At 71.9% G+C, this 12,625-nt stretch carries 11 protein-coding genes; 3 read left to right on the top strand and 8 right to left on the bottom strand.

The features are described 5' to 3' along the window. The first annotated feature begins 185 nt into the window (after positions 1 to 185). Entirely contained in the window at positions 186 to 1,112 is a 927-nt protein-coding gene (locus tag QQY66_RS15120) for an oxidoreductase (protein ID WP_301980833.1), read from the top strand. A 35-nt stretch (positions 1,113 to 1,147) separates the two neighbouring features. Here QQY66_RS15120 and QQY66_RS15115 read toward each other — a convergent pair whose 3' ends face one another. The 6 genes from QQY66_RS15115 to QQY66_RS15090 all read right to left on the bottom strand — a co-directional run bounded on the left by QQY66_RS15115 (position 1,148) and on the right by QQY66_RS15090 (position 8,355). Continuing rightward, positions 1,148 to 1,915 (bottom strand): SDR family NAD(P)-dependent oxidoreductase, encoded by a 768-nt coding sequence (locus QQY66_RS15115; protein WP_301980832.1) that lies wholly within the window; start codon positions 1,913 to 1,915, stop codon positions 1,148 to 1,150. A gap of 70 nt (positions 1,916 to 1,985) precedes the next feature. Continuing rightward, a complete protein-coding gene (locus QQY66_RS15110; protein ID WP_301980831.1) occupies positions 1,986 to 3,374 on the bottom strand; it encodes an MFS transporter in 1,389 nt (462 codons plus the stop codon). A gap of 157 nt (positions 3,375 to 3,531) precedes the next feature. Further along, entirely contained in the window at positions 3,532 to 4,116 is a 585-nt protein-coding gene (locus tag QQY66_RS15105; RefSeq protein WP_301980830.1) for a TetR/AcrR family transcriptional regulator, read from the bottom strand. Between the two features lie 65 nt (positions 4,117 to 4,181). Further along, positions 4,182 to 4,535: a nitrite reductase small subunit NirD gene (nirD, locus tag QQY66_RS15100; RefSeq protein ID WP_301980829.1), complete on the bottom strand. Its 354-nt coding sequence runs from the start codon at positions 4,533 to 4,535 to the stop codon at positions 4,182 to 4,184. Then, the gene (nirB, locus tag QQY66_RS15095; RefSeq protein ID WP_301980828.1) at positions 4,532 to 7,141 is read right to left on the bottom strand and encodes a nitrite reductase large subunit NirB; all 2,610 of its coding nucleotides are present in this window, start codon (positions 7,139 to 7,141) and stop codon (positions 4,532 to 4,534) included. Before nirB ends, nirD begins: the two co-directional genes overlap by 4 nt. Then, positions 7,141 to 8,355 carry an NAD(P)/FAD-dependent oxidoreductase gene (locus tag QQY66_RS15090; RefSeq protein WP_301980827.1) on the bottom strand — a complete coding sequence of 405 codons (1,215 nt, stop codon included), beginning with the start codon at positions 8,353 to 8,355 and terminating at the stop codon, positions 7,141 to 7,143. Before QQY66_RS15090 ends, nirB begins: the two co-directional genes overlap by 1 nt. A 246-nt stretch (positions 8,356 to 8,601) precedes the next feature. On the opposite strand from QQY66_RS15090, the gene QQY66_RS15085 reads away from it, so the two are divergent. Then, positions 8,602 to 9,930, top strand: coding sequence for a sensor histidine kinase (locus QQY66_RS15085; RefSeq protein WP_301980826.1), 1,329 nt, complete (start codon positions 8,602 to 8,604; stop codon positions 9,928 to 9,930). A 10-nt stretch (positions 9,931 to 9,940) separates the two neighbouring features. Beyond that, a complete protein-coding gene (locus QQY66_RS15080; protein ID WP_301980825.1) occupies positions 9,941 to 10,588 on the top strand; it encodes a response regulator transcription factor in 648 nt (215 codons plus the stop codon). Between the two features lie 3 nt (positions 10,589 to 10,591). Here QQY66_RS15080 and QQY66_RS15075 read toward each other — a convergent pair whose 3' ends face one another. Next, complete coding sequence (locus QQY66_RS15075) at positions 10,592 to 11,239, bottom strand: biliverdin-producing heme oxygenase (protein ID WP_301980824.1); 648 nt, start codon at positions 11,237 to 11,239, stop codon at positions 10,592 to 10,594. Next, positions 11,236 to 12,429, bottom strand: coding sequence for a polyprenyl synthetase family protein (locus QQY66_RS15070; RefSeq protein ID WP_301980823.1), 1,194 nt, complete (start codon positions 12,427 to 12,429; stop codon positions 11,236 to 11,238). The genes QQY66_RS15075 and QQY66_RS15070 overlap by 4 nt, the downstream gene beginning before the upstream one ends. Positions 12,430 to 12,625: the final 196 nt, after the last annotated feature.

The following is a 12,625-nucleotide window of genomic DNA, read 5'->3' as shown; positions in this document are numbered from 1 at the left end:
CCCGTCGCCGATCGACGGCGGGGTCGTGCGGTGAGGGACGTTAGGGGCGCGGGGTTACTTCGCTCGGGCACAGTGGGTTGACAGGTCATGGACAGGCTGTGGCGGCCGAGTACGCGTCGGACGGCCGCACCGGCCGCTCGCCGCCGTACGCTGAATCCGATCCGCACACCGGAGGGAGCCCCGCCATGCCCGGCTGGAACGCGAGTGACATCCCCGACCAGACCGGCCGCGTCGCCGTCGTCACCGGCGCCAACAGCGGCCTCGGGTACGTCACCGCGCGGGAGCTGGCCGGCAAGGGTGCCCGCGTGGTGCTCGCCTGCCGCAGCGAGGCACGCGGCACCGAGGCCGGCGACCGGCTGGTCACCGAAGCGCCGGGCACGGACGTGGAGTACGGCCGGCTGGACCTGGCGTACCTGGGTTCCGTACGGGATTTCGCGGCCTGGTACCCGTACGACCGTCTCGATCTGCTGATCAACAACGCCGGGGTGATGGCGCTGCCGTACGGGACGACGGCGGACGGCTTCGAGACGCAGTTCGGGGTCAATCACCTGGGCCACTTCGCGCTCACGGGACGGCTGCTGCCGGTGCTGCTCGCCACGCCCGGGGCGCGGGTGGTGACCGTCTCCAGCGGTATGCACGCCCTGTCCAACATCGACATCGACGACCTCAACAGCGAGCGCCGCTACAACCGTTGGATCGCGTACGCCCGCTCCAAGACGGCCAACCTGCTCTTCACGCACGAGCTGGCCCGCAGGGCGGCGGCTGCCGGCGCGGACCTCGTGGCCGCCGCCGCGCACCCCGGTTACGCCGACACCAACCTCCAGACCGCCGGCCCTCGAATGGCGGGCAGCAAGCTCAGCGAACGGATCATGCTCCTCGGCAACCGCATCATCGGCCGGCCCGCCACCGCCGGCGCCCTGCCCACGCTCTACGCCGCCACCGCCCCCGACGTACACCCCGACTCCTTCACCGGCCCGTCCCTCGCGGGCTGGCGGGGCGCACCGGGCCGGACCTGGCGCGCACCCTGGACGCTCAACGACCGGGCGGGGGAACGCCTTTGGGAGGCGTCGGAGACGTTGACCGGGGTGACGTACGACGGGTTGAAGGCCTGAGCACGCCTTCCCGGGCAACCCCTCTGGCCCTCTGGTTACAGCGACGCGCCGCCGTCGATCACCAGGTCCGTGCCGACGACGGAGGCCGCCGCGTCGGAGGCCAGATACAGGACGGCCTCGGCCACCTCCTCGGTCGAGGAGACACGGCCCAGCGGCGACTCCTCCTTCATGCGCGCCGTACGCTCGTCCACGGTCTCGCCGGGCCGTAGCGACATGGAAGTGGCCGAGGCGCCCGGGCTCACGGCGTTGATACGGATACCGTCGGAGATGTGGTCGAGCGCGGCACCGGCGCTGAGCGCGGACACCGCGGCCTTGGAGGCGGCGTACGCGGTCGTGCCTGGCCACTGCTGGTGCGCACCCAGGTTGGACGAGACGTTGACGATGACCCCGCCGTCCGGCTGGGTCCGCATCTGACGCACCTCCGCCTGCAGGGAGAGGAGCACGCCGGTGACATTGATGCCGAGGAGAGTCCGCCAGTCGGCCTCGGGGAGGTCGGCGACGGGCCGGCCGCCTCGGAAGACCCCTGCGTTGTTCACGGCGATGTCGAGGGAACCGAAGCGGTCCACGGCCGTCCGGACGAGCGCCTCCACGTCCGCGGCCTGGGCCACGTCGGTGACCTGCGCGATCGCGGTGCCGCCGGCCTGCTCGGCGAGGGCGACGGTCTCGTCCAGCGAGGTCCCGGTACGGCCCGCGACGACGACGGACGCCCCTTCGGCAGCCAACGCGAGCGCGATGGCCCGTCCGAGGCCGGATCCGCCCCCGGTGACGAGTGCGGTGCGGCCTGAGAAACGGTTTCGGGTCATGGGTGACTCCCTTTGCTGGATGGGATGGTGTGGTGTACGACCCGCCCGGCCGGAGCCGGGAGCGGGAAGGTCAGAAGCGGGTGAGGCGCAGGGCCAGGGCGGCTGTGGCGAACAGGGCCGCGGTTGCCGCGAGGCTCGCCGTGTCACCGCCGACCGCGAGCACCAGGGCGAAGACGACGGTCGGCCCGGTCTCCATCGCCGTGTTGTGCACCCCGCCCGCGAGGCCGCTCCGCTCCGCCGGCACCCGGTCTGTGGCCAGCACGGCGGCCCCCGCGAAGGAGACGGCGGCCCCGGCGGCCAGCAGGACGAATCCGGGCAGCATCCCGTAGGTGTACGGGGCTGAGCCCTCGACACCGAGGAGCGCAAGGAGCGCGAGGCCCACGGCCCCCGTGGCCAGCCCGCCGCCGGTGACGAGAGCCGCCCCGTACCGCCCGATGAGCCGCCCCGCCACCCGGCTGGAGATGATGAGCGCGGCGGCGAAGGGCGCGAACGCGGCCGACGTACGCAGCGCCGACCAGCCGCGCTCGTCCTGCAGGTGGAGCGAGAACAGCACGAAGACCGTCGACGTCCCGGCCGCGGTCAGCGCGGTGGCGGTGAGCCCGAGCGCTCGCCGCCCGTCGAGGAGGAAGCGCGGCGGCAGCAGCGGATCCTGTGCGTGATGCTCCGTCGCGACGAAGGCGCCCAGCAGGACGGCTCCGACGGCGAGCGGCGCCAGCACTCGGACGGAAGTCCACGGCCAGGCGTCGGTGAGGACGAGCCCGTAACTGGTGGAGATGATGCCGGCCGTGACCAGGAACGCGCCGGTCAGGTCGAGGGCGGGGCGCCGGTGTCCGGGGTCGCGCTCGTCGCCGCGGGAAGCCGGAGGAGCCAGCGGCAGCACTCGGGGCGCGAGGGCGAGCGCTGCCGCCGTTACGACGAGCGGCACGGCGAGGGCCCACCGCCAGGACGCCAGGGCGGAGACGACCCCGGAGAGCAGGTTGCCCGCCGTGGCGCCGAGAACCGACAGGCCACCCCAGGTGGCGATCGCCTTGCGGTGGGCGGCGGGCCCGGGGAAGACCGTCCGCAGCAACGCCATCGCGGCCGGGGCGACCAGGGCTGCGCCGGCGCCCTGAGCGAACCGGGCCATGAGCAGCGGGGCGTAACCGGGCGCGAGCGCCGCGGCGGCCGACGAACTGCCGAACACCAGCAGTCCCGCCGTGAGTGCCCGGCGTCCGCCGTGCCGGTCTGCGAGCCGCCCGCCGAACAGCAGCAGACCGGCGAACGTGAGCCCGTATGCGGCACTCAGCAGGAGCAACTCCTCGCGCCGCAGCCCGAATTCGTGCCCGATGTGCGGCAACGGCACGGCCACGGCAGCCAGCGTGAAGATCAGCGTGATCTGCACGGCGCCGAGCAGTGCGAACGACGCCTTGGTGGAGCGGGGTGACGCCGGTTTCGCCGCGGTACCGTCGACCGTGGTCATCTGCGCTCCTTTTTTGATCGATCGGTTCAGTATGAAGTCGAGAGTCGAGAGGGGGAGGGGGCAGGGGGGAAGGGGGAGGGTCGTGGGGCGCGGGGCGCCCAGCGACACGGGCGTGTTGCTGAGTCGTCGTTGTGTGCGCTGGAGTCGGCGTCGGGTGTCAGTTCAGCAGGCTCAGCGCCTGCTCGGCCGCGTCCCGCACCCGTGCCGGGTCGGTCGACGCCTTGCCGACCACCCGCAGTCCCTGCATGAGCACCAGCAGCATGCGGGCCAGGGCTCGCGGATCGCGGTCTTCCGGCAGCTCGCCCTGCGCCTGGGCGCGTACGAGTGCGGAGTGCAGAGGTGTTTCGAGGTGCTCCCAGCTGAGCTCCACGCGGCGGGCCGCCGCCGTGTCGTGCGGTGCCAGCTCGGCCGCTGTATTGGTGACGAAACAACCGGCCCTGCGGCGGGCCTCGTCCGCGGCCTCCGCCGCGAACCGCCACACCACCGCGCGCACGGCGGGCAGCGCCGGCCCCGGCTGGGACAGCTCGCGCAACAGCCGCGGATCGCCCATCTCGGTGTACCGGTCCAGCGCCTTCAGATACAGCTCGTGCTTGTTGCCGAAGGTCGCGTAGATGCTGGCGCGGCCGACGCCGAGGTGCTCGACGAGGTCGGACATCGACGTCGCCTCGTAGCCGCGCTGCCAGAACAGCTCCAGGGCTGCCTGCAGTGCGGCGTCCGGATCGAACTCCTTGGTCCTGGCCACGTAGCGCAGCCTAGGCTTAATGAGAACGATCGGTCAAGAAACCTTCTCGGGGACAGGAAACTCTCTCAAGAAGCGGTGCGTACCTCGTACGCGGTGATCCGTACCGAGTCGTCGTCCAGGCACTGCCCGGTCGTCAGGTCGAAGCGCTGCTTCAGCAGGGGGGAGGCGACGAAGGGGCGGCCCTGGTGGGAGCCGGTCAGGCCGCGGGAGAGGACTGCCGCGCCGCCGAACGGGTCGCGGTTGTCGACGGCGTAGAGGTTGCCCGCCCGGTCGCGGAAGAGGGCAGCTTGCCGGCCGTCCGGCAGCAGGGCCGCCACGCCGCGGCCCGGCAGCAGGACGTTCAGGTCGCAGACGGTGAACCAGCTGTCGTCGAGGCGGAGTTGGATTTTCAGATCGGTCGTCTCTGGGGCCAGGGTCATCGCTGGGCGGTTCCTTCCAGGACGTCATCGGCGGGGCGCAGGCCGATGGACAGCAGCGGCAGGTCGGGCTTGATCTGGTCGCGCTCGGGGACGAAGCCGACGACCGGGTCGGGGGTGTCCGGCGCGTTCACGAAGGACACGAACCGGGCGAGCTTCTCCGGGTCGTTGATGGTGTCGGACCACTCGTCGCGGTAGTTGGAGACGTGCGCGGCCATCAGCGTCTCCAGCTCCTCGCAGATACCGAGAGAGTCCTCGACGACCACATCGCGTACGTGGTCCAGGCCGCCCGGGATCCGCTCCAGCCAGGTCGAGGTGCGCTCCAGGCGGTCGGCGGTGCGGATGTAGAACATCAGGAAGCGGTCGATCAGCCTGATCAGCTCGGCGTCCGTCAGATCCTGCGCCAGCAGGTCCGCGTGGCGCGGGGTCGCGCCGCCGTTGCCGGCGACGTACAGGTTCCAGCCGTTGGACGTGGCGATCACGCCGAAGTCCTTCGACTGGGCCTCCGCGCACTCGCGGGCGCACCCGGAGACCGCGGACTTCAGCTTGTGGGGGGACCTGAGCCCCCGGTAGCGCAGCTCCAGGTCGATCGCCATGCGGACGGAGTCCTGGACGCCGTAGCGGCACCAGGTCTGGCCGACGCAGGACTTCACCGTGCGCAGCGACTTGCCGTAGGCGTGGCCGGACTCGAAGCCGGCGTCCACCAACCTCGTCCAGATCAGCGGGAGTTGCTCGACCCGGGCGCCGAACATGTCGATGCGCTGGCCGCCGGTGATCTTCGTGTAGAGGCCGAAGTCGCGGGCGATCTCGCCGATGACGATCAGGCCCTCCGGGGTGATCTCACCGCCGGGGATGCGCGGGACGACCGAGTACGAGCCGTTCTTCTGGAGGTTGGCGAGGAAGTGGTCGTTGCTGTCCTGGAGGGCCGCCTGCTCGCCGTCGAGGACGTAGCCGCTCGCGCCGATCGTGGGGGCGAGGGAGGCGATGATCGACGCCACCGCCGGCTTGCAGATCTCGCAGCCGTCGCTGCCCCGGGCGTCCTCGCGGCCGTAGCGGTCCAGCAGATCCTGGTAGGTGTTGATGCGCAGGGCGAGGACGATCTCGTACAGCTCCTCGCGGGTCTGCGAGAAGCAGCCGCACAGGCCCTTGTCGACCTCGACGCCGCTGGCCTCCAGCTCCGCGGTGACCAGCTGGCCCAGCACCTTGACGCAACTGCCGCAGGTCGTACCGGCCTTGGTGCACTTCTTCACCTCGGGCACGGTGGTGCAGTTGTGCTCGGTGACCGCGCCGCGGATCGTGCCCTTGCGGACGTTGTTGCAGGAGCAGATGATCGCGTCGTCCGGCAGCGCGGACGGGCCGAGCTGCGCCGGACCGCCGGCACCGGCCGGCAGCACCAGCGACTCGGGCGCGATCGGCGGGACCGAGCCGGTCAGCGCGCGCAGGGTGCCGTACGCGTCCGCGTCGCCGATCAAGATGCCGCCGAGCAGCGTGCCGTCGCGGCCGATGACCAGCTTCTTGTACAGGCCCGCGCGGGAGTCGGAGTAGACGACGTCGAGGCAGTCGTCGGTGGAGCCGTGCGCGTCACCGAAGGACGCCACGTCCACGCCGAGCAGCTTCAGCTTGGTGGAGAGGTCGGCGCCGGTGAATTCCGCCTCGTCCTGCGCGATGGTCGCGGCGGCCGTCTCCGCCTGCTCGTAGCCCGGCGCCACCAGGCCGTACACCCGGCCGTCCGACGCCAGCGCGCACTCGCCGATCGCGAAGACGTGCGGGTCGCAGACCGTACGGCACTGCTCGTCGACCGTGATGCCGCCGCGCTCGCCGACCGTCAGGCCGCAGTCGCGGGCCAGTTGGTCGCGGGGGCGGACACCGGCGCTGAACACGACCAGGTCGGTGGCGAGTTCGGAGCCGTCGGACAGCTTCATGCCGGTCACGGCGCCGTCCGCGTCGACCACGATCTCCTGCGTGCCGACACCCGTGTGGACACTCAGGCCCATGTCCTCGATGGTGCGCAGCAGCGCCGCGCCGCCGCCGTCGTCCACCTGGACGGGCATCAGCCGGGGCGCGAACTCCACGATGTGGGAGGTGAGTCCGAGACCCTGCAGCGCGCCCGCCGCCTCCAGGCCGAGCAGACCGCCGCCGACCACCGCGCCGGTCGTGGCCGTCTTCGCGTACTCCTCGATCGCGAGCAGGTCCTCGATGGTGCGGTAGACGAAGCAGCCGGTGGCGTCCTTGTTGGGGACGGGCGGTACGAAGGGGAAGGAGCCGGTGGCGAGGACGAGGGTGTCGTACTCGAAGACCTCACCGGACCTGGCCGTGACCTTCTTCGCCTCACGGTCCACGGAGACGGCCGGGTCGCCGACGTGCAGCTCGATCGCGTGCTTGTCGATGAACTCCATGTCGGTCATCGACAGGTCCTCGGGCGTCTTGCCCGAGAAGTACGAGGTGAGGGCGACGCGGTCGTACGCGGGGCGCGGCTCCTCGCACAGCACGACCACGCGGTGCGTGGCGGTCAGGCCGCGCTCGGCCAGCGCTTCGAGGAAGCGCTGGCCGACCATGCCATGGCCGACGAGCACGATCGTGGGGGTGGCCCCCAGGGTGGCGGCGGTCATCAGGAGCCTCCATCGTTGGTGAGCAGGTGGAGCAGGGGGGCGCCGTCGGCGGGAAGCGGCTCTGCTCCCTCCCAGGCGCGGGCGAGGGCGCCGACGGTGCCGAGTTCGCCGACCAGTACGCCGCCGACCACGCGGTCGTCGCGGACGACGACCTTGCGGTAGGTGCCGCGGGTGGCGTCGGCGAGCTGGACGACGTCGTCGCCCGGCAGCGGCACGGTCTCGCCGAACGCGGCGAGGTCGAACGCGTCCGTCCCGTTCAGCGTGAGCCGGGTCAGCGAACGGGTGCCGGTGTAGCGGGCGCCCGCGTCGCCCGCCAGCATCTCGGCCAGTACGTCGGCCTGTTCGAGGGCCGGAGTGGCGAGCCCGTACAGGACGCCGTCGTGCTGGGCGCAGTCGCCGATCGCCCGGATGTGCGGGTCGGACGTACGCAGTTCGTCGTCGACGATGACGCCCTTGCGCACCGCGAGTCCGGCGGTCTGGGCGAGGCCCACACGCGGGTGGACCCCGCAGGCCAGGACGACGAGGTCGGCGTCGAGGGCGTATCCGTCGGCCATCTCCACCGAGCGGACCGCGCCGCCGACGCAGCGCACGTCGCGCACCCGGCACTCGGTGTGGACCTCGACGCCGAGATCCTTCAGGTGCCGCAGCACCAGCTTCGAGGCGTTCGGGTCGAGCTGGCGCTCCATGAGCCGCTCGGACTGCTGGGCGAGGACGACCTGGGCGCCGCGCATCGCGAGCGCGCGGGCCGCGGAGACCCCGAGGAGCCCGCCGCCGATGACGACCGCGCGCACACCCGGCCGTACCGCCTTGGACAGGCCGAGGCAGTCGTCCATGGTGCGGAACGCGTGGACGCCCTCGGGAAGCTCGTGCTCGGGGGTGAACAGTCCGCGCAGCGGCGGCAGCACAGGGTTGGAGCCGGTGGCCAGGACCAGCGTGTCGTAGGCGATCTTCGAGCCGTCCGCGCACTCCACCTGCCGCCCGGCGCGGTCGATCCCGGTGACCCGGGCCCGGACCAGCCCGGCGGGGGAGGGCAGGGCGATCACCTCGGGGGCGTACCGGCCGGCCAGCACCTCGGCGAGCAGTACCCGGTTGTACGGGCGGTGCTCCTCCTCGCCGATCAGCGTCACGGGCGTGCCCAGCTCACCGAGCCGCCGGGCGAGACGTACGCCCGCGAGGCCGGCGCCGATCACCACCACACGCGTATTCGAGGTCATGCCCTTGAGCGTGCGGTGCCGGTGTTACCCGGCCGCATCACGTCTGTTTCCCGTGAGGAACGCTGCCCTCAGCGGCGGCCGGGGGTGTGTGTGAGGGTTCGGACGGTGCGCAGGTCGCGGGCTGTGAGGCGGGGCCGGTGCGGGTAACCCAACCACCGGTTTCCGTGTGGCCACCATCGTCTACGAACCGGGGGCGGGCCACCCTGGAGGCTCGGCTTTCAGCAGCTCACGCCCAGGAGGCACGCGATGGACACCGCCTTGCCCAGGTTGCTGTCCATGTATGGCCTCCGTACGCTCGTCGCCCGCCTCCGGGTTCTCATCCGGGCCACCTTCGGCCGCCGCGCCCTGGCCGCCGTGCTGTACGTGGTGCTGGCGTTTCCGCTCGCTTACGTCGGGTTTCTGCTGACGCTGGTCGGGCTGGCGGTCGGCGGGGCGCTGTCGGTGACCACGCTGGGCCTGTGGCTGATGGCCGGGACCGTGCGGGGTGCGCTGGCGCTGGGCGCGGTGCAGCGGAGGCTGGCACGGCGGCTGCTCGGAGTGGAGATCGAGGAGCCGCTGCGGGCGGAGGGCCGCGGGATCTTCGCGTGGCGGCGAGCCGTGCTGGGGGACCGGGTCGGATGGCGTGCGGTGGGGTGCGCGCTGCTGACCCCGTTCACCGCAGCACTCGGGGTGATCGCCGTCTGCATCGGATATGCGTACGGCGTTCTGCTCACGCTGCACCCGCTGCTCGCGCGCGTGAACTACGAGACGGTTCACCATCCGGACGGTTCGACGTCCCGCGTGTCACTAGAGTTCTTCGGCCACCAGGTCGACACCTGGCCGCGCTGGCTGATCCCGCTCACCTTCGGACTGCTGCTGCTCGCCGCCGCCCCCCGGCTCCTCCGGTACGCGCTCACCCCCCACCGCTTCGTACTGACCGCGCTGCTCGGCCCGAGCGCTGCGGACCGCCGTATCCGCGCCCTGGAGGAGACCCGTGCGCACGCCGTCGAGGACGCCGCCGCCACCCTCCGCCGTATCGAGCGCGACCTGCACGACGGCACCCAGGCCCGGCTGGTCGGCCTCACCATGCACCTCACCATGATCCGCGAGCTGATCGCCGCCGACGCCGCGCCCGACCGTGTCCTCTCCGTCGTCGACACCGCCCAGGGCAACGCCACCCAAGCCATCACCGACCTGCGCCACCTGGTCAAGGGCATCCATCCCCCCGTACTCGACGAGGGCCTGCCCGCGGCGCTCGCCACCCTCGCCGCCGACAGCGCGCTACCGGTCGCCCTCACCACCGACATCCGCACCCGCCCCGCCCCGGCCGTCGAGTCCATCGCCTACTTCTGCGCCGCCGAACTCCTCGCCAACGCCGCCAAGCACAGCCGCGCCGCATCCGCCACGGTCGACGTCACCGCCCGCGACGGCCTGCTGCGGCTGACCGTCACCGACGACGGACGCGGCGGCGCCGCCCTCGGCAAGGGCTCCGGCCTCACCGGACTGCTGGCCCGCGCCCGCACCGTCGACGGCACACTCACCTGCGACAGCCCGCCGGGAGGGCCTACGGTGGTCACCGTCGAGCTGCCCTTGTGACAGGAGTGGGATGCGCGTCGTCATCGCCGAGGACTCGGCCCTGCTGCGTGACGGACTGGTCCAGCTGCTGGCGCTCCGGCAGGTCGAGGTCGCCGCGGCCGTCGCGGACGCCGACGCCCTGCTGGCCGCCGTCGCCGAGCACGTCCCCGATGTCGCTGTCGTCGACATCAGGCTGCCGCCCACCCAGACCGACGAGGGCGTACGAGCGGCCCTACGGCTGCGTGAGGAGCACCCCGGCACCGGTGTGCTCCTCTTCTCGCAGTACGTCGAGACCGCGCACGCCGCCCGACTGCTCGGCAACCCGGCCGGGTTCGGGTATCTGCTGAAGGAACGGGTCGCGAACATCGCCGAGTTCGTCGGCGCGCTGGAGCGGATCGCGGCCGGCGGCACCGCCCTCGACCCCGAGGTGGTCGCCCAGCTCTTCGGCGCGAGCCGCCGCACCAACGCCCTCGACACGCTCACGCCCCGCGAGCGCGAGGTGCTGGAGCTGATGGCCGAGGGCCGCACCAACCACGCCATCGCCACGGCCTTCACCGTCTCCGAACGCGCCGTCGAGAAACACATCGCCAACATCTTCACCAAGCTCGACCTGGCACCGTCGGAGACGGGGAACCGGCGGGTGCTGGCGGTGCTGCGGTATCTGGAGAGCACGGGGTGAAGCTCAGCTCCCTGGCGGTGTACGAGCGGTGGCTCGCGCAGGTGGAGCGAGCGCCTGGGCGACCGATGCCGTGTGGTGGTAGGCGCGTTCGGCGGCGGCGAGGACGCGCGCCTCGGTGTCCGGGCCGGTCAGGGCCTCGTTCAGGCGGGTGGTGAAGCCCGCCCAGCGCGTACGGTCGCCGCTGCCGTAGTAGGCGAGCCCGTACGGGACGGTCAGGCGGTAGGCCTCGCTGACGTACCGGTGCAGGAGCAGCGCGCCGAGGGTGGAGCACTCCATGACGTAGAGGAAACCGAGCAGCGCCTCGGGATCCGCCGCCGCGGTGCGCCGTATCTCCTCCGCGAACGCCCGTCCCGCCACCCTCGCCTGGGGCGGCGGATCGATGCCGGACTGCGTGAAGTACCTCAAGTCCCGCTCCAGGAGCGGCAGTTTGGCCAGATCCGGTGACCAGACGTGGGTGAGGGACGGGCTGGTGGCGCGGGAGAGCTCGCCTTCGAGCGCTGCCAGCGCCTCCCGGTAGGCGGCGAGCTGGCCGACGTAACGGTCGAGCGGGAGCGTTCCGGAGGCCATCGCGGTGGCGAAGGTGGTGGTCTCCAGGGCGTCGTGCCAGGCGCGCGTGGCGGCCCGCAGGCGTTCCGCGGGGGTCGCCGTCACACGCCCGCCCGTTGCCGGACCGTCTCGTGGAGCCGGTCGATGAGGTGGCCCTTGCGCTCGATGGTCACATCGAAGTACGCCGCACTGCGCGCCGAACGGCACACGCGATGCACGTCCTCCTTCACGGAGCGCTTCAACTCGACGGCCTGAGACGAGAGTTCGAGGAGAGTCCGCTGAAGTCCCGGATGACCGAGGACGAACGCCTTCAGCTGCTCACCCTGCGCGGACGGCCGGGCGGAGTCGGCCAGCTCCAGGAAGACCCGGTTGCTCAAGCCGTCGAAGTCCTCGTGGGTGTTGGCGCCGCCGAGCTCCGGCACGACATCGGTGAGGTCGTTGAACAACTGGCTCGCCAGCCCGAGCCGGCGCATCGCGTCGTCCAGCGTGCGCCGCTCGTCCTCGACGACACCGAGCCCGGCGACCGCCGCGTCCAGCGGCATCCAGAACAGCGTCCCGGTCTTCAGCGCCGCCACCGACTCCCAGAACCGCACGCGCTCCCCGTGCGGCGCGGCGAGCAGCTCGGCGCGGGTGCGGGCCGTCCGTGTCGACATGTCGCCCGCCTGGCCGGTGAAGCCGTTGCCCACCGCGCGGACGAGACCGGCCACCACCGCCGGATCGGCCGCGTGCCGCAGCGCCGCCATGATCAGCCACGAAGCGGCGTTGAGGGCGAGCGGCACTCCATGGGTGCGGTGCAGTGCGGGTTCGCCGTACCGTACGTCGCTGCCGTCCTGGATGTCGTCGAGCACGACCGCGGCCTTGAGCAGGATGCGTACGGCTACGGCGGTGCGGCGGATCAGGGCGAGGTCGGTGGCATCGGTTCCGGGGGCGTGGCCGGTCTTGCCGGTCTCGCCGTTCTCGTCGGTCTCGTCGGGGAAGCCGCGGTAGTTGCGGTAGGCCCAGTAGACGATCGAGGGTCGCAAGGGGGGCCCGCCGTGACCCGGTGCGCGCGGGGTCGGAGGCAGGGCTGCCTGTCCCACTTTGGATGCGAGGGCATCGGCGACCGGTGCGTAGAGGGAACGGCTCAGGGCCGCGCCGTACAGGTCCCCCTCGGTGGGAAGCGACCCGATCTTGGTGGGAAGCGACCCGATGAACTCGCGCAGGTCGTCCTCCAGCAGCGCGGCGTCCTGCCGTACCAGGGCTTCGACTCCGGCCCTCCCCGTGGTCGTCGTCGCCGTACGTGCCGTGGTAGCCATGTCCACCTCCCCGCCCTGACTGCCACGGTCCGCCGCGCCGACGGTTCCGGTCAAGATCAGCTTTTCGCCATAAGTGTGAGGGACACATGGGGGCCATGTGAGGGAGGCCGGTTTTGCTCCTGCGCGACAAGCAGTGCCCCGAAGGGGCGCGGGGCTGTGACATCAGCGGCTCCGCCGCGGGGCGCGACCAGCCCCC

The sequence above is a fragment of the Streptomyces sp. DG2A-72 genome, from assembly GCF_030499575.1.
Lineage (GTDB): Bacteria > Actinomycetota > Actinomycetes > Streptomycetales > Streptomycetaceae > Streptomyces.
This window is presented reverse-complemented; position numbering and strand designations above follow the sequence as displayed.